The 23,788-nt window shown below is 35.2% G+C and carries 23 protein-coding genes and 1 tRNA gene; 18 read left to right on the forward strand and 6 right to left on the reverse strand.

Translation table 11 applies throughout. The features are described 5' to 3' along the window. Nucleotides 1–153: 153 nt before the first annotated feature. From DM397_RS13895 to DM397_RS13915, 5 genes are all read left to right on the forward strand, one after another. A complete protein-coding gene (locus DM397_RS13895) occupies nucleotides 154–1,212 on the forward strand; it encodes an efflux RND transporter periplasmic adaptor subunit (protein ID WP_111378106.1) in 1,059 nt (352 codons plus the stop codon). Nucleotides 1,213–1,327: 115 nt separating this feature from the next. Further along, nucleotides 1,328–4,426 carry an efflux RND transporter permease subunit gene (locus tag DM397_RS13900; RefSeq protein WP_111378107.1) on the forward strand — a complete coding sequence of 1,033 codons (3,099 nt, stop codon included), beginning with the start codon at nucleotides 1,328–1,330 and terminating at the stop codon, nucleotides 4,424–4,426. A 36-nt stretch (nucleotides 4,427–4,462) separates the two neighbouring features. Beyond that, nucleotides 4,463–5,773 carry a TolC family protein gene (locus DM397_RS13905; RefSeq protein WP_111378108.1) on the forward strand — a complete coding sequence of 437 codons (1,311 nt, stop codon included), beginning with the start codon at nucleotides 4,463–4,465 and terminating at the stop codon, nucleotides 5,771–5,773. 218 nt (nucleotides 5,774–5,991) lie between these two features. Beyond that, nucleotides 5,992–6,855 carry a bestrophin family protein gene (locus DM397_RS13910; protein WP_111378216.1) on the forward strand — a complete coding sequence of 288 codons (864 nt, stop codon included), beginning with the start codon at nucleotides 5,992–5,994 and terminating at the stop codon, nucleotides 6,853–6,855. A gap of 71 nt (nucleotides 6,856–6,926) precedes the next feature. Further along, nucleotides 6,927–7,850: an AraC family transcriptional regulator gene (locus DM397_RS13915; RefSeq protein WP_111378109.1), complete on the forward strand. Its 924-nt coding sequence runs from the start codon at nucleotides 6,927–6,929 to the stop codon at nucleotides 7,848–7,850. A gap of 75 nt (nucleotides 7,851–7,925) precedes the next feature. On the opposite strand, the gene DM397_RS13920 is transcribed toward DM397_RS13915, so the two are convergent. From DM397_RS13920 to DM397_RS13930, 3 genes are all read right to left on the reverse strand, one after another. Continuing rightward, nucleotides 7,926–8,297: a DUF779 domain-containing protein gene (locus tag DM397_RS13920; protein WP_111378110.1), complete on the reverse strand. Its 372-nt coding sequence runs from the start codon at nucleotides 8,295–8,297 to the stop codon at nucleotides 7,926–7,928. A 67-nt stretch (nucleotides 8,298–8,364) separates the two neighbouring features. After that, nucleotides 8,365–9,399 carry an alcohol dehydrogenase AdhP gene (gene adhP / locus DM397_RS13925; protein WP_111378111.1) on the reverse strand — a complete coding sequence of 345 codons (1,035 nt, stop codon included), beginning with the start codon at nucleotides 9,397–9,399 and terminating at the stop codon, nucleotides 8,365–8,367. 65 nt (nucleotides 9,400–9,464) lie between these two features. After that, complete coding sequence (locus DM397_RS13930; protein ID WP_111378112.1) at nucleotides 9,465–10,970, reverse strand: aldehyde dehydrogenase family protein; 1,506 nt, start codon at nucleotides 10,968–10,970, stop codon at nucleotides 9,465–9,467. Between the two features lie 274 nt (nucleotides 10,971–11,244). Here DM397_RS13930 and pheT point away from each other — a divergent pair, with 274 nt between their 5' ends. Next, on the forward strand, nucleotides 11,245–13,665 hold the full coding sequence (pheT, locus tag DM397_RS13935; protein ID WP_111378113.1) for a phenylalanine--tRNA ligase subunit beta: 2,421 nt from the start codon (nucleotides 11,245–11,247) through the stop codon (nucleotides 13,663–13,665). Nucleotides 13,666–13,879: 214 nt separating this feature from the next. On the opposite strand, the gene DM397_RS13940 is transcribed toward pheT, so the two are convergent. Then, the gene (locus DM397_RS13940) at nucleotides 13,880–14,701 is read right to left on the reverse strand and encodes an N-acetylmuramidase domain-containing protein (RefSeq protein ID WP_111378114.1); all 822 of its coding nucleotides are present in this window, start codon (nucleotides 14,699–14,701) and stop codon (nucleotides 13,880–13,882) included. A gap of 452 nt (nucleotides 14,702–15,153) precedes the next feature. Between DM397_RS13940 and DM397_RS13945 the strand changes: the two genes are divergently transcribed. The 4 genes from DM397_RS13945 to DM397_RS13960 all read left to right on the forward strand — a co-directional run bounded on the left by DM397_RS13945 (nucleotide 15,154) and on the right by DM397_RS13960 (nucleotide 17,628). After that, on the forward strand, nucleotides 15,154–15,579 hold the full coding sequence (locus DM397_RS13945) for a hypothetical protein (RefSeq protein ID WP_111378115.1): 426 nt from the start codon (nucleotides 15,154–15,156) through the stop codon (nucleotides 15,577–15,579). 6 nt (nucleotides 15,580–15,585) lie between these two features. Beyond that, nucleotides 15,586–16,233: a hypothetical protein gene (locus DM397_RS13950; RefSeq protein WP_111378116.1), complete on the forward strand. Its 648-nt coding sequence runs from the start codon at nucleotides 15,586–15,588 to the stop codon at nucleotides 16,231–16,233. Nucleotides 16,234–16,331: 98 nt separating this feature from the next. After that, nucleotides 16,332–16,988, forward strand: coding sequence for a sensor histidine kinase (locus DM397_RS13955; RefSeq protein WP_239457855.1), 657 nt, complete (start codon nucleotides 16,332–16,334; stop codon nucleotides 16,986–16,988). Continuing rightward, the gene (locus tag DM397_RS13960) at nucleotides 16,978–17,628 is read left to right on the forward strand and encodes a response regulator transcription factor (RefSeq protein ID WP_111378118.1); all 651 of its coding nucleotides are present in this window, start codon (nucleotides 16,978–16,980) and stop codon (nucleotides 17,626–17,628) included. The genes DM397_RS13955 and DM397_RS13960 overlap by 11 nt, the downstream gene beginning before the upstream one ends. On the opposite strand, the gene DM397_RS13965 is transcribed toward DM397_RS13960, so the two are convergent. Beyond that, nucleotides 17,625–18,137, reverse strand: a complete 513-nt coding sequence (locus DM397_RS13965; protein ID WP_111378217.1) for an adenine phosphoribosyltransferase — start codon at nucleotides 18,135–18,137, stop codon at nucleotides 17,625–17,627. The two genes, DM397_RS13960 and DM397_RS13965, sit on opposite strands and share 4 nt — an antisense overlap. A 114-nt stretch (nucleotides 18,138–18,251) precedes the next feature. Between DM397_RS13965 and DM397_RS13970 the strand changes: the two genes are divergently transcribed. Both DM397_RS13970 and DM397_RS13975 read left to right on the forward strand, forming a co-directional pair. Next, a tRNA-Arg gene (locus tag DM397_RS13970) sits at nucleotides 18,252–18,325 on the forward strand. Between the two features lie 213 nt (nucleotides 18,326–18,538). Further along, nucleotides 18,539–18,724: a hypothetical protein gene (locus DM397_RS13975; protein WP_111378119.1), complete on the forward strand. Its 186-nt coding sequence runs from the start codon at nucleotides 18,539–18,541 to the stop codon at nucleotides 18,722–18,724. Nucleotides 18,725–18,869: 145 nt separating this feature from the next. On the opposite strand, the gene DM397_RS13980 is transcribed toward DM397_RS13975, so the two are convergent. Beyond that, entirely contained in the window at nucleotides 18,870–19,805 is a 936-nt protein-coding gene (locus DM397_RS13980; RefSeq protein WP_111378120.1) for a hypothetical protein, read from the reverse strand. A gap of 278 nt (nucleotides 19,806–20,083) precedes the next feature. On the opposite strand from DM397_RS13980, the gene DM397_RS13985 reads away from it, so the two are divergent. Genes DM397_RS13985 through DM397_RS14010 form a run of 6 tightly spaced genes read left to right on the forward strand, consistent with a single transcriptional unit; the run spans nucleotide 20,084 to nucleotide 23,756 of the window. After that, the gene (locus tag DM397_RS13985; RefSeq protein WP_111378121.1) at nucleotides 20,084–20,416 is read left to right on the forward strand and encodes an ArsR/SmtB family transcription factor; all 333 of its coding nucleotides are present in this window, start codon (nucleotides 20,084–20,086) and stop codon (nucleotides 20,414–20,416) included. Further along, nucleotides 20,407–20,913, forward strand: a complete 507-nt coding sequence (locus DM397_RS13990) for a GNAT family N-acetyltransferase (RefSeq protein WP_111378122.1) — start codon at nucleotides 20,407–20,409, stop codon at nucleotides 20,911–20,913. Before DM397_RS13985 ends, DM397_RS13990 begins: the two co-directional genes overlap by 10 nt. Before the next feature lie 32 nt (nucleotides 20,914–20,945). Further along, nucleotides 20,946–21,419 carry a DUF6428 family protein gene (locus tag DM397_RS13995; protein WP_111378123.1) on the forward strand — a complete coding sequence of 158 codons (474 nt, stop codon included), beginning with the start codon at nucleotides 20,946–20,948 and terminating at the stop codon, nucleotides 21,417–21,419. Nucleotides 21,420–21,461: 42 nt separating this feature from the next. Next, nucleotides 21,462–22,076 carry an arsenate-mycothiol transferase ArsC gene (locus DM397_RS14000; RefSeq protein ID WP_111378124.1) on the forward strand — a complete coding sequence of 205 codons (615 nt, stop codon included), beginning with the start codon at nucleotides 21,462–21,464 and terminating at the stop codon, nucleotides 22,074–22,076. Between the two features lies 1 nt (nucleotide 22,077). Then, on the forward strand, nucleotides 22,078–23,157 hold the full coding sequence (arsB, locus tag DM397_RS14005; protein ID WP_111378125.1) for an ACR3 family arsenite efflux transporter: 1,080 nt from the start codon (nucleotides 22,078–22,080) through the stop codon (nucleotides 23,155–23,157). Nucleotides 23,158–23,180: 23 nt separating this feature from the next. Next, the gene (locus DM397_RS14010; protein WP_111378126.1) at nucleotides 23,181–23,756 is read left to right on the forward strand and encodes a Crp/Fnr family transcriptional regulator; all 576 of its coding nucleotides are present in this window, start codon (nucleotides 23,181–23,183) and stop codon (nucleotides 23,754–23,756) included. Nucleotides 23,757–23,788 lie beyond the last annotated feature (32 nt).

Here is a 23,788-nt window from a genome sequence, read left to right on the forward strand (position 1 = left end):
ATTAAACCTTTTCTTCAACTTGCAGTCTAAATGCTAACCTTTGTACATACAAATGTTAAATAAAAGCTAACGGCTTTCGATTTCATAGCAAAAAGTTAAATTTGTAAGCTTGCTGAAAACACAAAACCAAAAATCTATATTCACCTCAAATTTATGAAAGTAAAACATCTCATTTACACCCTTTTAATTATTACAATTGGAGGCTTCATTACCTATAGAATTATTTCTAACAAGGGTAAAAACGACGACTCTAAAAAATTTAATGATAAAAAATCTCCAACAACTGTTAACGGACTTGTAATAAAAACAGCAACTTTTGACAATAATTTAGCACTATCTGGATCTATTGAAGCAAATGAACAAGTCGAAATTCACAGTGAGGTTTCTGGAATTGTGGAAGGCATATTCTTTAACGAAGGCACAAACGTAACAAAAGGACAAGTACTTTTAAAAGTAAATGATATTGAACTAAAAGCACAGTTAAGACAAGCTGTAACCAGAGAAGATTTGGCCGCCGAGAATGCAAGAAGAGCAAAATTATTGCTACAAAAAGAAGCCATTAGCCAGGAAGAAGCAGATGTAGCAAAAGCCGACCTTGCTTCTGCTCAAGCGCAAAGCCAATTAATTAGAGCTCAAATTTCTAAAACATCAGTAAGAGCGCCGTTTTCTGGAAAAATTGGTTTACGCAACATCTCTCCAGGAACTTACATCACTCCTACCGTTTTGGTAGCAAAACTGGTAAACACCAGCAAATTAAAAATTACTTTTTCGATTCCGGAAAAATACGCATCAGAGGTAAAATCGGGATCAGTAATCGATTTTAAGGTTTCTGGATCAGACAAAACTTATAATGCAAAAATCTATGCTATAGAACCAGAAGTTGCCGTTGCAACACGTACACTTCAGATTCGTGCACTTGCTGATAATAATGATGGAAAACTTTTCCCTGGAACTTTTGCAGACGTCAAATTACCTTTAAATATTATTAAAGATGCAATTGTTGTTCCTTCTCAGGCAATTATTCCAATTCAGGACGGTAAAAAAGTTTTTATCGCTAATAACGGACAGGCAAAAGAAGTAATGGTTGATGCGACAACAAGAACAGATTCTTCTATTCTAATTTTATCAGGATTAAAACCGGGAGACACTTTAATTACAAGCGGCGTAATGTCTTTAAAAGACGAAGCTCCAATTAAAGTTAAAGTAAAATAGTCCTAAAGCCAAAAGTCAAAAGTCGAAAGACTTGAATATAGATTTAAAGATAGTAGTCAAGATTTAGTAATAAATCTGAAATCTAAAATCAACAATCTAAAATCTAAAATCAAACATGAGTTTATCAACTACAAGTATTAGAAGACCTGTTTTAACAATAGTACTGAATCTATTAATTATATTATTCGGTTTTATTGGTTATACTTTTCTAGGTGTTAGAGAATTTCCCTCTATTGACCCTGCTCAGGTATCCATTCGTACTAATTATACAGGTGCCAATGCCGATATTATCGAATCGCAAATTACAGAACCTCTTGAAAAAGCAGTAAATGCAATTGACGGAATTAGAAATATTACTTCATCTAGTAACCAAGGAAGCAGTAATATCACTATAGAATTTAATCTTGACAAAGACTTAGAAGAAGCGGCCAATGATGTTCGTGACAAAGTTTCGCAAGCAATTAGAAACCTTCCTCAAGATATAGATGCGCCGCCAGTTGTATCAAAAGCAGATGCTGATAGTGATGCCATTATTTCGATGACTGTTCAAAGTGACACTAGAAATTCTTTAGAATTAAGCGATTACGCAGAAAATGTTATTTCTCAGCGTTTAGAGACTATTCCTGGAGTGAGTGGCGTACAAATTTGGGGACAGAAACGTTACGCAATGCGTTTGTGGATAGATCCTGTAAAACTAACAGCGTACGGCTGCACCGTTTCAGATGTCCGTACGGCATTAAATTCACAGAATGTTGAACTTCCATCAGGAAAATTAACAGGTAACAATACCGAACTTACAGTAAAAACTATCGGAAATCTTTCTAAAGCAGAAGAGTTCAACAATATTATTATTCGAACAGACGGAGATAAGATTGTTCGTTTAAGTGATGTCGGAGGTGCTGAATTAGGCCCTGAAAATATCGAAACCAAATTAAGCCAGTCTGGTCTGCCAATGATTGGTTTAGCAATTGTGCCAATGCCAGGAGCAAACTATCTAGATATTTCGAAAGAGTTTTATAAAAAATATGAAGCCTTAAAAAAAGATCTTCCAAAAGACATCAAATTAAATATTGCGCTTGATAATACGATTTTCGTAAAAAAATCAGTATTAGAAGTTGCTGAGACATTAGGAATATCAGTAATCCTAGTAATCATTATTATCTATTTATTCTTTAGAGACTGGGCAATTGCTTTTAGGCCTTTAATTGATATTCCTGTTTCCTTAATTGCTACATTCTTTATTATGTGGTTATTCGGATTCTCAATCAACGTATTAACATTATTGGCAATTGTACTGGCTACAGGGCTTGTGGTAGATGATGGTATTGTTGTAACCGAAAATATCTTCAAAAAAGTTGAAGAAGGAATGTCGCCAATTGAAGCCGCTATTAAAGGTTCTAATGAGATTTTTTACGCCGTAATTTCGATCTCGGTAACATTGGCAGCGGTATTTTTACCTGTAATCTTCCTTGAAGGTTTCGTCGGACGATTATTTAGGGAATTTGGAGTTGTAATTGGTGCAGCCGTATTAATCTCAGCATTCGTTTCGCTGACTTTAACTCCAATGCTGAACGCTTATTTAATGAAAGGCGGAGAACAGAAAAAATCAAAATTCTATATTAAAACAGAACCGTTTTTTGAAAAAATGAACAGCAGTTATGCTGAAGCACTTTCAAAATTTATGGAAAGAAAATGGATCAGCTTCCCTATTCTTATTGCTTGTTTCGGATTGATTTATCTTTTCTTTACTATTCTTCCAAAAGAAACAGCTCCTTATGATGACAGAAGTTCTATTACCATGCGTATGACAACTCCTGAAGGATCTTCATACGAGTATACAGACCGTTTTATGCAGGAAATTTCAAAATTAGTAGACGATTCTATTCCTGAGAAAAAAGTAAGTTTGGTTATTACTGCACCAGGTTTTGGAGCTTCGGCAACCAATACAGGTTTTATAAGGCTTTCATTAAAAGAACCTGACGAAAGAACTGTATCTCAAAAAGAAATTGCAGATAAATTAACAAAATGGACGAAAAATTATCCAGATGCTAAAACTGCTGTAATTCAACAGCCTACAATTGCAGTAAACAGACGTGGAGGTTTACCGATTCAATATATCATTCAAGCTCCTAATTTTGATAGATTAAGAGAAAAAATTCCTCTTTTTATGAATGAGGTAAATAAAAGTGATGTGTTTTCTACGACAGATGTAAACTTGAAATTCAATAAACCTGAAATCAATGTTACAATTGACCGTGAAAAAGCAGAAAGTTTAGGAATCTCGATTCTAGATATTGCACAAACTTTACAGCTTTCTTTAAGCGGACAACGTTTTGGATATTTCATTAAAAATGGAAAACAATATCAAGTAATTGGGCAATTTGACCAAAAAGACAGATCTAAACCTCTGGACTTGACTTCTATGTTTGTAAAGAACAGAAAAGGAGAATTGATTCAGATGGATAACGTAGTGAAAGTTTATGAGCAAAGTAATCCTCCGCAATTATTCCACAACAACCGATATATGTCTGCAACAGTTTCTGCCGGTTTAGCTCCAGGAAAAAGTATCAGCGATGGTATTCAGGAAATGGATAGAATTAAAGCAAAAGTCTTAGATGAAAGTTTTACAACCGATTTAAGTGGAGAATCACGAGATTTCGTAGAAAGTAGCTCTAACACTTCTTTCGCGTTCGGATTGGCTTTATTATTAATCTTCTTGATTCTTGCTGCACAATTTGAAAGTTTTATTGATCCGTTTATTATCATTTTAACGGTTCCAATGGCGGTTGCCGGAGCTTTATTCTCATTATGGCTATTCAACCAAACATGGAATATTTTCAGCCAGATTGGTACTGTAATGCTGATTGGTCTGGTAACCAAAAACGGTATTTTGATTGTAGAATTTGCCAATCAGTTGCGAGAACAGGGCAAACCTAAACTAGAAGCTATTTTAGAAGCTTCAGAAGCGCGTTTACGCCCAATTTTAATGACGAGTTTAGCCATTGCTTTAGGAGCGCTTCCAATTGCAATGTCACTTGGTGCTGCATCAACAAGTAGAATTGGTATGGGAGTTGTAATTGTGGGAGGAACTATATTTTCATTGGCCTTAACGCTTTTTGTAATTCCTGCAATATATTTTATGTGGTCAAGAGCAAGAAAGCATTATCCAGAATTTGATCATATCGAAGAATACGAAAGAGAAAGCATTAAATAGAAACCAAAACATAATGTTTGGTTAAAGAAAACGAATATGAATATCAAAAAAATATACTGTACAGTACTTATCCTGCTTTTTTGTGCAATTCAGACAAAAGCACAGGAAGTCCTTACTATTGAACAAGCTATGAGCATAGCTTTGGAGAATAATTTTGAGATTAAAATTGCTAAAAACAATTCCAAAATAAACGAAACAAACGTTACTATTGGAAATGCAGGAATGCTGCCTACAGCAACGGCAAATATTACCGACAACAACAGCATTACAAATTCTACGCAAGTAAGACAAGATGGAACATCTACTTCGCTAGATAATGCTAAAAACAACAGTTTAACTTATGGCGTAAGTTTAGGCTGGACTGTTTTTGACGGAATGAAAATGTTTGCTAAACTGGATCAGTTAAAGGAGCTTCAAAAATTGGGCGATGCAGAACTTAAAAGAACAATTTTGCTTAAAATTGCTCAAGTAAATTCTGCGTATTACGATTTAGTTTTACAACAGCAGCAATTGGCCGCATTAGATACAACAATCGTAATTTCGAATCAGCGTTTAACTTTGGCTAAAAACCGTTTCAGTATTGGAAAAGCTTCAAAATTGGAGGTTTTAAACGCACAGGTCGATTTAAACTCAGATCAGGTGGCTTTGTTAAGACAAAAGGAATCTTATGCTAATGGCAAAATTTTATTGAACCAATACTTAGCACGCGATCCAAAAATTGATTTCAAGGTTACAGACGAAGTAAAAGTGGACAATAAATTGGTTTTGGCAGATTTAATGGATTTAGCTCAAAAACAAAATCCAGGTCTAGAAACGCAAATTATCAATAAGCGCATAGCCGAATTACAATTGAAACAGGTAAAAGCAGACCGCTACCCAACTTTAAGACTGACTTCAGGATATAATTTCTCTGAAAGCCAATCTAGTTTAGGTTTTACCAGTGAGACTTCTTCAAGAGGTTTAAATTATGGCTTTAATGCTTCTATGAACATATTTGATGGTTTCAATCAGCATCGCAATGAAAAAGTAGCCAAACTACAGATTGAAAATTCGCAGATTGCTATAGAACAGCAAAACACGATTCTAAATACACAATTAAGCACCGCTTTTCAAACGTATTTAACCAATCTAGAGCTAATTGATTTAGAAGAAAATAACGAAGCTATTGCAAGACAGAACTTAGAAATCACGTTGGATAAATTCAAAATTGGAACCATTACAACACTTGATTTTAGAACGGCTCAGTTAAATTATGTTAATGCAAAAGTACGCTACAGCAACGCACAGTACGAAGCAAAACTATCTGAAATCGCTCTAAAAGAATTAGCAGGTAATATTAATTTTTAATTCACTTACCTGTAAATAATTTCAACACATAGAAACATAATCTTAGAACTTTAAAAAAAGGCGTTTCACTTACTTTAAAAAACATAGCTATATGTATTTATGTAAGTGAAACGCCTTTAATCGTTAGTCGAATTATGTTTCCATTTGTTGAAATATTTTTTTCCATTTTACGTTCAAAAGGTGATTTTTACTTTAAATTTGTTTCAAAACACGCTTCAATGATCACATACAATACCAAAGACTGGTTTACGTTTATTTTTCATTTTCATAAATCGGATACTGTTCGAAAACTGTTTACGATTATGATTGCGATTGGAATCTATGCAACCATAGTATGTTATCTCGAACTTCAATATTTTAAAGTAACCAAAAACGATTACATCCATAACATTCCAATGATGCACGGAATGCTTGGATTCGTTATTTCGCTTTTGCTTGTTTTTAGAACCAATACGGCTTATGATAGATGGTGGGAAGGCCGAAAACTTTGGGGCGGACTTGTAAATAACAGCCGTAATCTTGCTATAAAACTTTCTGCTATTTTAAAAGATGAAAATGATAGAAAATTTTTTAGAAAATACATTCCCATGTATGCTGATATTCTGAATATCCATTTAAAAGACGAAGAAACCAGCAAACAGCTTTTTGAAGATGTTGATTTGGAAATTGATCATCATAAACACAAACCAAATCAGTTGAAAAGAATAATGTATCATAAAATCAATGATTTGTATGATGCAGGAAAAATTACTGGTGACCAGCTTATTACCCTAAATGACGAACTAGTTGCCTTTACAGATATATGTGGGGCATGCGAGCGTATCAAAAATACGCCTATTCCCTACTCTTACAGCGCTTTTATAAAGAAATTTATCTTCTTTTACACGATGACGCTTCCTTTTGGATATTCTGTAAGTTTAGGTTATCTGGTAGCTCCTGTAGTGGTCTTCATATTTTATGTGTTGGCTAGCTTAGAGCTAATTGCTGAAGAAATCGAAGATCCGTTTGGAAATGACGAAAATGATCTTCCAACAAGAAAAATAGCTGAAAATATTAAAAAACATGTGGAAGAACTGATTTAACAAAACGTTAAATCTGCCGTTTATATTTTTATTTTCATTAAATTTAGAGTCTTCACCAAAAAATAAATTTAATGAACAATCAACGATTTTTAGTTAATCCGCTTCAATTATCGCAAGAGAAATCATTAAAAACTCTTGTAGAAAACAGAACCATATACAATCTTAATAATTGCGAATTAAATCTATTTGAAACCTACGAATCGACTCATAAAGTTCCTTTGAAATTTAATGATTTGGTGGTCACCAGTATGCTGAGGGGCAAGAAAATCATGCATCTTTTTGATGATCCTGAATTTGTTTATCTTCCAGGTGAAACAGTTATTGTTCCGTCAAATGTAGAAATGAAAATTGATTTTCCTGAAGCTTCAAAAAGCAATCCTACACAGTGCTTAGCATTGGCAATTGATCAAGATAAGATTGCTGAAATATTAAACTTCTTAAATGAGCAGTACCCTAAAGAAGGAAGCAATATGTATTGGCAGTTAAACTATCAGAATTATTTCTTTTACAACAACATTGAAATGGCTGCCACTATCAACAAACTCATAAAGGAATGCATGAGCACGTCGATTACTAAAGATATTTTTGCCGATTTGACATTGAAAGAATTGCTAATTAGAATTATTCAGACACAAACCGTAAAATCTATTGACGAAGGAAGATATCTAGATGCCAATAATCCCATAAAAGAAGTTACAGAATACATCAAACAAAATCTGAAAGAAGATATAAGCTTAAAATCATTGAGCGAAAAAGCTTGCATGAGCACTACTTCTTTCTATCGCTTCTTTAAGCGTGAACTTGGAATGAGTCCGATTGAATATATTTTGAATGAGAAAATAAAATGCGCCAAAAATCTTCTGAAAAATCCAACATTGCAAATCAACGAAGTTTGTTATTTGGCTGGCTTTGAAGATGCCAATTACTTTATCCGATTATTTAAAAAACATGAAGGGATCACGCCAAAACAGTATCAGTTACTTTATGTAAATTAGGTTTAAAGAGGCAAAGGTACATAGGTTCAAAGTTTTGAAAGCCTTTGTCACTTTGTAACTCTGAACCTTTGTTCCTTAATAAAAAGTTACTGATTCTAAATTTAGCTCTTCTTCTGGTGTGAAAATGCGGTATTCGATTTGAAAAGTCTTTTTTAGCGGAGTTTCTAATGAAAAACCTCCTACACCAAATGCGTCAATTACTGTCAAAGTAAAATGAGCATGTTTCCAGTATTCAAATAAATCTTTATCGACCCAAAATTCGGTATCTTCAACAGTTCCAATGCAAACATCCCCAGTTCGCTGATAATAACCGCCTTTTTCAAAACATTGCGGTTGAGTGCCCTCACAGCATCCGCCTGCTTGATAAAACATTAGGTCGCCGTGTTTTTCTTTTAAAACTTTAATCAGTTCAATGGCTTTTTCTGTGGCATCAATTCGTTTAATCATCCCTTTCAAAATTAAAAAAAGCAGCAAATTCAATTAAGAATTTACTGCTTCAACATAAACCAACTATTTATGATTGCGCTATATCAAGCACAACTCTACCTTCAATTTCACCTTTTTTCATCTTGTCAAAAACATTGTTGATGTCTTCTAGCTTTGTAGGTGTTACTGTAGCTTTGACTTTTCCGTCAACGGCAAATTCAATTGCTTCTTTCATATCTTTTCGAGTTCCAACAATAGAACCTCTAATGGTGATTCTATTTAAAACAGTATCGAAAATAGACAAATCAAAATTGCCTGGAGGAAGTCCGTTTAATGCCATTGTACCTTTTCTTCTCAACGTTTCAAGCCCTTGCTTGAAAGCAATTGGAGAAACTGCGGTAACCAACGCCCCATGCATTCCACCGACTTCTTTCTTTAAGAATTCTCCAGGATTTTGATTTTTTGCATTCACCACCAAATCGGCGCCTATTTTTTTTGCCAGTTCCAATTTATCATCTCCAATATCAATTGCGGCCACATTCATTCCCATAGCTTTTGCATATTGCACAGCAACGTGCCCTAAACCTCCAATTCCAGAAATTGCTACCCATTCGCCAGGTTTTACCTCAGTTTCTTTTAACCCTTTATAAACTGTAACGCCAGCACATAAAATCGGAGCCATTTCGATAAAATTCACATTAGAAGGCAAAATACCAACATATCTGGCATCTGCTATTACATATTCTGCAAATCCGCCATCTACGCTGTAACCACCATTCTGCTGGCTTTCGCATAAGGTTTCCCATCCTGTAATGCAGTGATCACAGCCACCGCAAGCGCTATACAGCCATGGTACGCCAACAGCATCTCCCTCTTTTACGTTTTTTACATCTTGCCCAACTGCCACAACATAGCCAACAGCTTCATGTCCAGGGATTAAAGGCATTTTAGGTTTAACCGGCCAATCGCCTTCTACAGCATGTAAATCGGTGTGGCACACTCCGCTTGCAATTACTTTTACAAGAATTTCATTTCTACCTGGGCGTTTTACTTCGACTTCTTCAATTTGCAGAAGAGAACCAAATTCTCTAACGACCGCAGCTTTCATTGTTTTTGGAAGCATAATTCTATTATTTTTAAGAGAATAGAAAGCCCAATAGGTTTTCTATTCTCAAGTTTATATTCTCTTTAAAAGAATCCTAATTTCTTTTTATCGTAAGAAATCAGCATGTTTTTGGTTTGGCGATACTGGCTCAGCATCATTTTATGGTTTTCACGACCAATTCCAGATTGTTTGTAGCCTCCAAACGGAGCACCAGCAGGATAAGAATGATATTGATTAATCCAAACACGACCTGACTGAATAGCTCTAGGAACCTGATAAATTTCGTGTGCATCACGCGTCCAAACACCTGCACCTAATCCGTACATGGTATCATTGGCAATTTCGATAGCTTCTTCAGTAGTTTTGAAAGTGGTAACCGCTAAAACAGGCCCGAAAATCTCTTCTTGGAAAATTCTCATTTTGTTGTGACCTTTAAACAGCGTTGGTTTAATATAATAACCGCCTTCTAAATCTCCGCCCAATTTATTTTCATCACCTCCTGTCAGCAATTCTGCACCTTCTTCTTTTCCTAGTTTGATATAGGACATGATTTTTTCTTTCTGAACAATCGAAGTCTGAGCGCCAATCATAGTTGATTTATCTAACGGATTTCCAGCAATAATTGCTTCAGTTCTTTCGATTACTTTTTTGATAAACTTGTCGTAAATATCTTCGTGAATTAATAATCTAGAAGGACAAGTACAGATTTCGCCTTGATTTAAAGCAAATAATACCGCACCTTCTACAGCTTTGTCAAAAAAATCATCGTCATGATCTGCTACAGAAGGGAAGAAAATATTTGGAGATTTACCCCCCAATTCTAATGTTACCGGAATAATATTTTCTGTTGCATACTGCATTACTAAACGTCCTGTAGTGGTAGATCCCGTAAATGCAGCTTTTGCTACTTTTTTATTAGTTACTAACGGACGTCCTAATTCAGCACCAAATCCGTTTACAATATTCAGAACTCCAGGAGGAAGAATATCACCAATTAATTCCATTAAAACCATTATAGAAACTGGCGTGCTTTCTGCTGGTTTCAAGACAATTGCATTTCCTGCCGCAAGAGCTGGAGCAATTTTCCAGACTGCCATTAAAATTGGGAAATTCCACGGAATAATCTGAGCCACAACACCAAGAGGTTCGCTCAAAGCGATTGAAACCGTTTGCGAATCCAGTTCAGAAATTGCACTTTCTTCTGCACGAATTACACCAGCAAAATATCTAAAGTGATCAATAGCTAACGGAATATCTGCCGCAAGTGTTTCGCGGATTGGTTTTCCGTTGTCTACCGTTTCAACTGCTGCAATATATTCTAAATTGTCTTCAATTTTTTGTGCAATCTTATTTAATAAAATACTCCTTTCAGTTACAGAAGTTTTTCCCCAAGTTTTAAATGCTTCATAAGCAGTATCAACAGCCAATTCTAAGTCTTCTTTACCAGAATGCGCTGCTTTTGTAAATACTTTTCCATCAATAGGAGAAACTACATCAAAGTATTCTCCTGTAATTGGCGCTACAAATTTTCCACCAATATAGTTATCGTATTTTGCCTTAAATTCAGGTCTTTTTACTGCGGTACTCATAATATTCTTTTTTTGAATTACTCCAAATTTAGTTTCATAAAAAGAAAAAGAATAGCATTATTCATTCATCTTGTAGCACAAAAATTACACATTCAGATTTTTTAATCTTTTATACTAATCATTTAGCAAAATATTAATCCATAAATTGCTAAATAATTAGTTAGCAGCATTTTTCGGTCAATTAAAAACAACTAGAAAAAACTACTCAATTTTTTCCTACTCCAACGCGCAATCCTTATATTTGTAACCTCATACAAAGAATTAAAGAACTACAATGAAAATATCTTACAACTGGTTAAAACAATTTATTAAAACAGATTGGACATCTGAGCAGACTTCTGAATTACTAACAGATTTAGGTTTAGAAGTTGAAGTTGTCGAAAAATACGAGTCTATTAAAGGAGGTTTGGCAGGCGTTGTTGTTGGACACGTTCTAACTTGCGAAAAACACCCTGATGCTGATAGATTGAAAGTTACTACAGTTAATATTGGTTTAGAAGCTCCCGTACAAATTGTGTGTGGCGCTGCAAACGTGGCTGCAGGACAAAAAGTGCCAGTTGCTACTATTGGAACCGTTTTATACGATAAAGATGGTGCAGAATTTACCATTAAAAAAGGAAAAATCCGTGGACAGGAAAGCCACGGAATGATCTGTGCTGAAGATGAATTAGGTTTAGGAACTAGCCATGACGGAATTATGGTTTTGGCTGAAGATTTGGTTCCTGGAACTCCTGCTTCTGAAGTTTTCCAAATTGCAAATGATGAAGTTTTCGAAATAGGATTGACGCCTAACCGTGCCGATGCGATGAGCCATTTTGGAACTGCGCGTGATTTGAGAGCGGGAATGCTGCAACGTGGTGTAAACGTAGAATTGATTACACCTTCTGTAAGCAATTTTAGAGTTGACATGCGTACGCTGAAAATTGACGTAAATGTTGAGGATAATCATTTAGCTCCGAGATATTGCGGTGTAACTATTTCTGGAATTTCTGTACATGAATCTCCAAGCTGGCTACAAGACCGTTTAAAAGCTATTGGATTAACTCCAAAAAATAATATTGTTGACGTTACGAATTATGTTCTTCATGAATTAGGACAGCCTTTACACGCTTTTGACGCTGCCAAAATCAATGGAAAAATAATTGTAAAAACAGTTGCTGAAGGAACTAAGTTTGTTACTCTTGACGATGTTGAAAGAACGCTTCATAAAGAAGATTTAATGATTTGTGACGAAAAAGGTCCATTATGTATTGCTGGAGTTTTCGGAGGTAAAAAATCTGGAGTTACTGAAGGCACAACATCTATTTTCTTAGAAAGTGCTTATTTTGACCCTGTAAGCATTCGTAAAACGGCAAAAAGACATCAATTAAGTACTGACGCTTCTTTTAGATTTGAAAGAGGAATTGACCCAACTATTACAGAATATGCTTTAAAACGTGCAGCGCTTCTAATTCAAGAAGTTGCTGGCGGAAAAATCACTTCTGATGTTGTCGAAGTATATCCTAAAAAAGTGGAAGATTTCTCTGTTTTATTGAATTTCAGCCATGTTTCTAAAATCATCGGGCAGGAAATTCCAAAAGATACCATCAAAAAAATCTTGGTTTCTTTAGATATTAAAGTAAACAGTGTTTCTGATACTGGTTTAGGTTTAACAATTCCTGCATATCGTGTAGATGTTCAACGTGAAATTGATGTAATCGAGGAAATCTTGAGAGTTTACGGATACAACAATATTAACTTCTCTAAAAAATTTAATGCTACTGTAGCCAATTCGCCAAGAACAGAAGATTATAAGGTACAGAATGTAATTGCTTCTCAATTGAATTCTCAAGGCTTTCACGAAATGATGGCTAATTCATTGACAACTGCAGCTTACGCGAAATTATCTGCTTCATTAAAAGAAGAACACAATGTTTCCATGCTGAATCCGTTGAGTAGCGACTTAGCGACACTTCGCCAGTCTTTATTGTTTTCTGGTTTAGAAGCAGTTTCATACAACATTAATAGAAAAAATTCGGATTTGAAATTATTTGAATTCGGAAAAACCTATCATAAGTATTTAAACGGATACGAAGAGCACAAACACCTTTCTTTACTGGTTTCTGGAAACAGAAACAAAGAAAGCTGGACAAGTCCACAGAAAACAACAGATTTCTTCTTGTTGAAAGGATATGTAAAGGCGATTTTATCTCGTTTAGGAATTGAAAAAATTTCAAACGCACCTGTTCAATCAGATATTTATTCTGAGGGAACTGCAATTACTTACAATAATGATATTTTGGTTGAAATGGGTGTTATTAAAAAACCTATTTTAAAACATTTCGGTATTAAACAAGATGTTTATTATGCAGATTTTAATTGGGATTTGGTTCTAAAAATCATTACAGGAAAAATTAAGTATACTGAAATTCCTAAATATCCAGAAGTACGTAGAGATTTAGCCTTATTGATTGACGAAAGCACAACTTATGAAAGCATTTTCAATCTAGCTAAACAGACAGAGAAAACGCTTTTAAAAGACGTTAATTTATTCGATGTTTATCAAGGCGACAAATTACCGAAAGGAAAAAAATCGTATGCTTTGAGTTTTACAATTCAAGACAATACGAAAACTTTAACTGACGCTCAAATCGACAAAATCATGTCTAAATTGCAACAGACATTTGAAACTGAGCTTGGAGCAAGTTTAAGATAGATTCTTTCAAATTCTAAAATATAAAACCCGACAGGTCTAAGATTTGTCGGGTTTATTTTTTGTTTCAGGTTTCAGGTTTCAAGTTTCAGGTTTCAAGTTGATATACTTTGAGCGTAGTTTTACCGCAAAGAGCGCTAAGATTTACGCAAAGATTCGCAAAGGTTTAATCTTAATAATTATCAATTTTTAATTATCAATTTTTAATTATTAATTCTTAAGCATATTTCTGATACGCTCTCATCAGCTTTTCATCGTATTTATTGGTTTTATAAGCTGGTCCGTTGTACTTTAAAGCAAACGAAACCCAATTCTTGCTTCGCAGCAATCCGATCAAATTATTCTTCTCAAGAAATCGTCCAAAAGCCTTGAGATGTTCTCCTTCATTCCTATTCATTTTATCTACAAACTCATCAATACTGCTATACCCTATAGAAACTGCATTAAAGCCCATAATTTGAAAAAGTCCCCAAGAAGCTGAACAATTTGCCGCATCGGCTATTTTTTTGTCTGAGCCAAGCTTTTTTGCCTTTTCTAAGCGTACATATTCGGCTGTTCCGCCAACGTAGTATTTCTTAGTATAATTTTCAAACAAAATATCCTGTGTATTTGCATTCACATAACTCTTCGGATCGATGTTTCTTTTCTTCAGTTCATTCCAAAAAACATGTCCTTCAAATAAAATTTTTGGGCGTCCGTCAATTAAAAAACCTTTTCCGTTACTTTCAACTTCGTTAACCGCTTTTACAACTGCAAGTTCTAATTTAAACTGATTCGAAAAATTAATTAAATCCTGTTCAGATAGTAACTTGCTACTTGTCGACAAACCATTTTTGCTTTTTTCTAAAAGTGTCGACCAAGTTTTTAGCCCAACTACTCCATCAACCACAAGACTGTTTTTTAACTGAAAATCCTTGATTGCTTTATCTGTTTCTTTTCCGAAATAATCGGAAACAATTACACTATATTTTAATTTTGCCAAAAGCTCATTTAAGTAATAAACTTCAGGAGATTTTGTACCTGCTTTTATGGTTCTCATTGTTTTTATTTTTGGTTTTACTTGATGCTTGAAGAAATCAAGGACATCGCTTTGTCAAAACAATTGACTTTGTAGAAATCAGAGTATTATTGTTCGTAGTACTTTTTACAATAAAACTGAACAATATAAGGGTCGGGAATTTAGATATTGACTGCAAAACAATCTAACTAAACTTAGAACTGATATTGGTTGGATTATAATCTCAAGAAAATACTCATTTAATAAACAACCTTTTAAAGGTCTGTTTTTTTATCTCAAAACCGGCGATGTAAAATTATATTTTTATAAAATATTCTACAACAGTACTTTAACCCGATTTTTTAGATAATTTTACTAAACAAAAAAGGGTATATTTCCCCTTGTCGAAATTTTCTGTTTCAAATAATTTTGTCCTGTAAACAAACTCAAAAAACTGTTAACTAAACATTTAAACCAATTAACAATAAAAAACTATGAAAAATCCACCCGCAAAACCTAGTCAATTGATCACAAAAGAATTTGCCAAACAATTAAATGCAAATTACAATAATAAAAGAGCTTCTCTTAGAGCTGGACAAGAAGAAAAAGAAGATGCCAATGCCATTTGGTATTCTCTAGAAGAATTAGAAAACTATATTCATTATATCAAAACAAATGGCGCAAAAGACGGTTACAATGTTGACGGAATCCGTTTTTATTTTGGAGTTTATCCCGAGGATGAAAAACATGGAGAAAAAGCAGGAATGACTACTTTATTTTTGGTTCCAACGGGCAAAAAGGCAGAAAACAATACACAGGTCCAAAGTCTTGCTTTAATGAGAGAAGCCTCTTCAGATCTACAAGACATTGAACCAATGAATTATGGAAACATTGGAAGACCACCAAGCCTAATTTACTAAAAAAGTATGTTCGAATTTTTAAGATCTTATATCATTTATTTGGCTTTATTGTCAGGAACTATTGGTTTGTTTGCACTGCCAAAACTTCCTAGCAATAAAGCTAAATTTTTAGTACTTTTAATCTGGTTTTCTGTTGTAATAGAAATTGTAGGCTATTATTTTACCCAATGGACGGGTTTGCTGAATTTTCACGTTTATAATTTCTACATGTTTGCCAGCCTCTCTGCCTATATTTTACTTCTAAGAGCCCTACTTACTAAAAAAGATCACAGAATTTCGGCTGTTCTTTTTTTAATTCTGTTTATTGTTTCCTTTTTCTTAAATATTTTATATTTCAAAGAAGACATTAACCGTTCTTTTACCTATAGTTTTGCAATTGGTGTATTATTAGTTTTAATATTATCCTGCCTATACCTGATCGAGATATTCAACTCAGAAAAAATATTGAATTTTAAAAAATCAGTTTTTTTCTGGTACATTCTAGGCATACTCGTTTTTCACGTTCCTTTTACACCTTTTATGCTGGCTATTAATTGGTTTTTAATAAAACAAGACGATTCTATTTTTAGTTTAGTCGTCTTTATTTTAAATTTTCTGGCGCATAGCTGTTTTATAATCGGATTTATATGGAGCGAAAAGAAATACAACTATTAGTTATTTCCCTGGGTATTGTTTTCTTTACCCTGATCGTTATTTTGCTCGTTATTTTCTTCTATTTTTTAAAGAAAAAAAATAAGTTTTTAGTAGAAAAAATGGAAGCTGATTTGTATTTCCAATCCGAATTGGTCAAAACAAGGATTGAGATTAAGGATCAAACTTTATGCGAAATCAGTAAGGAACTACACGACAATATTGGACAGATTATTTCGGTTGCTATTATGCAGCTTAATATCTGTATTAGCAGCAAGGATGTCCAAATGAACGAACTTAAAGATTTAAAAACGCTCCTCGCAAAATCTTTAGACGAATTACGAATTCTTTCTAGAATTATAAACAAAGACAATCTACTTCAAAACAACTTTCTCGAAGCTATTCAGCAGGATTTGGAACGGATTAAAAAGCTCAAAAAAATTAAATTCAATTTTAACCAAATTGGAGCAGTTCCCACAATAAACAAAGAGCATGAACTCATTATTTATAGAATTTTCCAAGAAGCTCTCCATAACAGCTTAAAACACTCTAGAAGTGATTTATTTGATGTTCATATCGAAACAACTGATTCTCTTTTTACGTTGAAACTAAAAGACTTCGGAATTGGATATGACCTCGAAAAGTCAAATTCAGGAATCGGATTAAACAACATGAAATTAAGAGCCAAACTTATTGGCGCCGAATTAATTCTAAACTCAGACAACACCGGAACCAGTGTAACTATCGAATATCCTTTACCCCTAAACCATGAAAACTAACTCTAAAAGAAAAATAATAATTGTAGACGATCACTTACTTTTTTCCCAGTCTCTTGAATTGCTGATTAAAAGTTTTGGCGATTATGAAGTTATAGAACGTTTTGAAAACGGAAAAGTTTTTATAGACTTTCTTGAAGAAAATAATTCCAATGAAACCGATCTTGTTCTGTTGGATGTCAATATGCCAGTCCTTGATGGCCTAAGCACTATGCAATGGCTTAAAGACAACAAGCCTAATCTAAAAGTAATTGCTTTATCTGTCAATGACGACGAAGAAATTATAATTAAAATGATTACAAATGGAGCAAAAGGCTACCTGCTGAAAGATACTTCGCCTGAGATATTCAAAGAAGCAATTGAATGCGTCATCGAAAAGGGTTTTTATTTTACCGAACTCGTTTCTGGAATGCTGATTAATAAAGTTAACAGCGATAACAAAAAGATCTGTCTAAAAGAAAAAGAGATTGTTTTTATTAAACATGCCTGCACTGAAATGACGTATAAAGAAATTGCATCAGAAATGTGTTTGAGTCCTAAAACCATTGACGGCTATAGAGAATCGCTTTTTGATAAATTGGAAATAAAAACCCGAATCGGACTGGTGCTTTATGCCATTAAGCATAAAATTGTTTTTGTTTAATACGTTAGGGCCGCAAAAACAGGATATGGCGCAATTTTTTCTCTTCCGTTAAGAAAAGTCAATTCCATCAGGAAATTGCACTGCACGATTTCGCCGCCTAGTTTCTCAACCAGTTCACAAACTGCTTTAGCTGTTCCTCCCGTAGCCAATACATCGTCATGAATTAAAACACGATCTCCTTTTTTGATGGCATCTGTATGCATTTCCAAGCTATCAGTTCCATATTCTAACTCGTAGGAAGCCGAAATTGTATCAAACGGAAGCTTTTTGGGTTTCCTTACTGGAACAAATCCAGCATTTAATTCTTGAGCAAGCAGCATTCCGAAGAAAAAACCACGTGATTCTGCACCGACAACCTTATCTATTTTTTGGTTTTCTAAAGAGTTTACCAAAATTCTTAAGCAATTTGTTCGTGCTTCAGGGTTAATTAGCAAAGGTGTGATATCTTTAAACAAAATTCCTTCTTTTGGAAACCCCTGAATATCACGTATATAATTTTCTATCTTCATTTTTTTTAAATTTTCTGTTATTTTTTGCTTGTATATGTCACTTTTATGTCTATCTTTGCACCCGCAATAAGCAATCAACAAAGCTACAAAAAATTAGCTAATTGATAACAAAAAGGCCTCGTGGCGCAACTGAATAGCGCATCTGATTACGGCTCAGAAGGTTACTGGTTTGAATCCAGTCGAGGTCACTACTAAAAAAACGTTAAAACCTATGTTTTAACGTTTTTTTTATGCTTTTTACCATGTTTTAACACGTTTTAACTTACTTTAGTAGACGGTTTAGACATCCTGTTGAGGTGACTACTCAGGATTTAAACCAAACTTAACACACTGATTTACAGTTACAAAAACATTCAACTTATCTTTACATTAAGAATAATTTAACATAAGAAAACTAAATTATGAATTATAGAGATGAGCAATACAAGGGGAAAATTTCTCCGGAAAAGGCACAAAGAATGCTTAAAAAAGAAGGAATGAATGTAACAGTTGAGCTTGCCGAAGAAATATTATATTTTCTTCGGAAGGTGGCTAATATACAAATACAACATTTTTTAGAAAAAAATGATAAAAAGAAAAAGGGATGATTACAAAACTATAAATCATATCTTTTTGTATCTTAAAAAGTTAAAACAGATTTATAAAATCAGAAAAAAGCCTGAAAGCGGAAAAACCGAAGTTCCTTCGGTTTTTCCGCTTATAATCCTTCTGACCTTAAAATTATCCATCACCTTATTCTATCTTCATTCCATGATTGTTGTTGTCTTTCAGGAACTGCTTTAGCTCAGGGTGCATTCCCGAAACTTTATTATCGATGTATTCCTGTATAAAAGGAGCGATTTCGTACTGGCAGTCCTCCGGAGGGTCCATTCCCATATCAAGATAGTCTTCAATATCCCCAGAACACAATAGGGCGGATTCCACCATCGAAATCGTAATTAGAAAAAAGGTTAATATATACGAAATCCTTGTATTGACATTTCCAAGATAAATATCCAACTGTGCATTGCTTGATCGTATCAGATTATGCTGGGAGAACTGCCTTCCATTATTGTGGACATAATTATTAAGCTTCCCTGTCAAAACCTTCCAGTAGCCCTGAAGGTTATAACCTGTCAGCACCTCCTTGATATTCTCATTCTGTTCAAGGACATTCATGTAATTCTTAAAACTTAATTTTCCCCTCACTCCCGCAGGGGCTTCCACAACTTTGTTGGTCAGCCATGCCTCGACAGCCTTTTCGTCATCGGTCATTACCTGATTAAATTCCAAAGATGAAAAACCTTCCACAAACGCCTCCAGATCATCCATTTTGAAATTATCAAGGGAATCTTGGGTAAAAGGTTTTCTTTGGTTCACAACCGCCAGCGTATAAACATAAAGCAGCAGGTCATCCCTTAATCTTCTTACTAAAGTATTGGCATCGGCAAAACTCCCAATGGAACAGCACAATTTGATGCTTCTTAGCGTCTGTACCGAATTCTCAATTACATGGCCACTGACATTTAGAAGCTCTTTATCGGTTATCAATGAAATTATTCTTCCGCTGAAGCTCAATAGATTTGAGAAATTTTCAAGAAAATCAGCATTGCTGTCATACTCTTTTTCAAATTTTTTAAAAGCCTCCGTTTCAATCATGGGAAGCTCGCCTTGATAATGAATTTTCATTTTTAAAGTTGTTTTTGATTAGTATAAATCCCACCAAAGAATAACACCTGCTTTCCGATTACCCTAAATAGAGTTCGGTACGCTAAAAAGCGTCTTACCCTGTATGCCAAGTAATTATCAAATTTAGGTATTATTTTGATTCAAAGATATTCAGCAGCTGCGCAGTTATTTTGCGCAGTAAGTCAAAATAAAAAATAAACACATTTAAGAAAATTTTCATATTCAAATTTGCTTTAATTAAATTTTATATCGTAATATTGCAATATAAATATAAAACGATGGGAGCAACAAAAACAGATCACTTTACAGAAAGCCAGAATGAGCTGGCTGTTCTAGCCAAAGCGTTAGGCCATCCTGCGCGTATCGCTATTATGGAATATTTATTAAAAGTGGATGCCTGCATCTGCGGAGATATTGTAAACGAACTTCCCCTTTCACAGCCGACAGTTTCACAACACTTGAAGGAATTGAAAAATGCAGGGCTGATAAAAGGAAACATTGAAGGAAATTCCATCTGCTATTGCATCAATGAACCTGGACTTGAAAAGATAAAAGGTTTCTTTCAGCACATATCAGATCATTTGGCAAAGAAGAGAAGCGAATGCTGTTAATCTATAAAAATATGGAAATCAGAAAACTTTCAGACAAACACTGGGATCAGGTAAAAATAATCTACCAAAAAGGAATAGATACCGGCAATGCCACTTTCCAGACCAGCGCCCCTTCATGGGAAGACTGGGATCAGTCACATCTTAAGTCTTGCCGAGTTGTGATGCAGGAAGATGGTAATGTAATTGGTTGGGCTGCCCTTACCCCTGTTTCTTCACGCTGCGTTTATGCAGGCGTTGCAGAAGTGAGCGTATATGTGGATCCAGCACATTCAGGAAAAGGAGTCGGGCTTACCCTTTTAAATGAACTTGTCCGACAGAGCGAAACAGAAGGAATCTGGACGCTTCAGGCAGGAATCTTTCCTGAGAACACGGCAAGTCTCCGTATCCATGAAAAAGCAGGTTTCAGGATACTTGGAACAAGGGAGAAAATCGGAAAACAAAATGGTATCTGGAGAGATACTGCGCTTCTTGAAAGAAGAAGCTCCGTTATTAATTAATAAAAATATAGTTTAACTAAATATAAAAAATTATGAAACTTTCAGAAATTAAAGAAGTGCTTAAAACAGTAGAAGCTGTAAATTTTGAACTGCCGGACGGCACATTTGTACCGGAATATTTTCACGTAACTGAAGTAGGCTTGGTTACCAAAAACTTCATCGACTGCGGAGGAACAGTAAGAAAAGAAACAGTTGTAAACTTCCAGCTTTGGGATGCCAATGACTACGAGCACAGGCTTAAACCTCAGAAACTGATCCACATCATTGAGCTTTCAGAAAAAGTATTGGGAATTGAAGACCATGAAATTGAAGTGGAGTACCAGAACACTACTATCGGCAAATACGATTTGGATTTTAACGGTAAAAACTTCACTCTACTTAACAAACAGACAGCCTGCCTTGCTCAGGAGCAGTGCGGTATTCCATCAGACAAGCCTAAAGTAAAATTATCTCAGTTAAATACTGACAATGCTAATTCATGCACTCCGGGCGGAGGATGCTGCTAATCAATAAACAGATAATCAATAACCCTTTACAGCCAAAAAAGTATGTTATATCCACAAATTGAGAATACCGTCAAATCATTTGATTTTAAGCAGATCTCCGAAGATCGCAAAGCAGTACTGCAGCCATTAATCGACTTCATTCAGACTAAAGTGGACAGTAATCTGGAAACCAGACTAAACCTAATCTGCACGCATAATTCCAGAAGAAGCCACTTATCGCAGGTTTGGGCGCAGACTGCGGCTGCCTATTACGGCATCAAAAACGTATCATGCTATTCAGGAGGAACAGAGGCTACCGCCCTTTTCCCAATGGCAGCGGAGACTTTGAAGGATTCAGGATTCAACATCAAAACGCTTTCAGAGGGATCAAACCCGGTTTATTCCATAAAATATTCAGCGGATGAGCTTCCAGTCGTAGGCTTTTCCAAAACCTATGATGATGATTTCAATCCTGAAAGCGGATTTGCCGCAATAATGACCTGCTCGCAGGCTGACGGCGGATGCCCGTTTATAGCAGGCGCAGAGAAAAGAATTCCGATTACCTTTGAAGATCCAAAAATTTCTGACGAAACGCCTCAGCAGAAAGAAACTTACCTGGAGCGCAGCCTGCAGATTGGAACTGAAATGTTTTACGTATTCTCACAAATAAAAAAATAAAATGTCAGCAAATAACTGTGCACCAGTCGTCGGACGCAAAAAGTTAAGCTTCCTTGACCGCTTCTTGACCCTTTGGATTTTCCTTGCCATGGCTATAGGAGTGGCAGTAGGATACTTTATTCCTTCAAGCGGAGATTTCATCAATTCTTTCTCCAGCGGAACAACAAACATTCCATTGGCAATAGGGCTTATCCTGATGATGTATCCGCCTCTGGCAAAAGTAAAATACGAACAGATGGGACAGGTTTTCAAAAACACTAAAGTCTTGGGCGCATCTTTATTCCTGAATTGGATTGTAGGACCTGTCTTAATGTTTTTATTGGCGCTACTGTTTTTGAACGGATATCCTGAATACATGATTGGGGTGATCCTGATCGGTCTGGCACGTTGTATCGCAATGGTAGTGGTATGGAACGATCTTGCCGATGGAAACCGTGAATATGCAGCAGGACTTATCGCCCTTAACAGTATTTTTCAGGTACTCCTTTACAGTGTATACGCTTACATTTTCATAACCATCCTTCCTCCCTATTTTGGATATGATGGTTTTGAAGTCAATATCAGCATTGCGCAGATTGCCGAGAGCGTCGGTATCTATCTAGGTATTCCTTTTGCACTGGGAATCATAAGCCGTTATGCTTTGATAGCCCTAAAAGGTTCTGAATGGTTCGAAACTAAGTATGTGCCTTTTATCTCGCCGATTACTCTTATTTCATTGCTCTTTACAATTATTGTAATGTTCAGCCTGAAAGGGGAACTTATTGTTCAGATCCCTATGGACGTAGTGCGTATTGCAATACCGCTTGTCATATACTTTACTTTGATGTTTGTCATCAGTTTCTTTATCGGCAAATATTTTGGAGCTGACTATTCAAAGGCAACATCTATAGCATTTACAGCCACCGGCAATAATTTTGAACTTGCTATTGCCGTAGCAATCGGCGTGTTTGGAATAAACAGCGGTCAGGCTTTCGCAGGAGTTATTGGTCCTCTGGTAGAAGTGCCTGCTCTTATCGCATTAGTTAACCTTGCATTCTGGTTCAGAAAAAGATTTTATTTAAATCAGGCTTCGAGTCAATAAATGAATCTAAAAACAGGATATGAATGGAAAGCTTTAATTTGTTTTTAAAGAGCATTGCTCCTATCAGCGATCAGGAATTTGAAAATTACAGTCCGTATTTCAAAATAAGGACATTAGCCCGAAACAGTTATTTTGCTCAAATTGGTAAAATCTCACATGAAGCGGCTTTTATTAAAAAGGGGCTGCTGAGAACTTACTATATAAATGAAAAATCCGAAGAAGTGACTTCGTGCTTCTGTTCAGAAAATAATTTGACAACTTCCTACAAGAGCTTTATTTCACAGCAGCCTTCGGAACTTTCCATTCAGGCCGTAGAAGATACTGAACTTATAACAATCAGTTACAATGACCTGCAGATTCTCTATCAAAAAAGTCCTCTTTGGCAGAATATCGGAAGGACAATTGCCGAGCGGCAGTACATGGTAATGGAACAGTATGCAAGTGTTTTGTGCAATGAAAGCGCAAAGGAAAAATACATGCGTATGCTTAAGGAACAGCCCGCAGTTGTAAACAAGGCTTCAGTAAATGATATTGCAAGCTATCTAGGGATAACCCGCAGGACTTTGAGCAGAATAAGAAATGAGATAGCACAAAAATAGAGGACATTTGTCCTTAGTTTTAATTATGCTTC

The sequence above is a fragment of the Flavobacterium nitrogenifigens genome, assembly GCF_003254565.1.
GTDB lineage: Bacteria > Bacteroidota > Bacteroidia > Flavobacteriales > Flavobacteriaceae > Flavobacterium > Flavobacterium nitrogenifigens.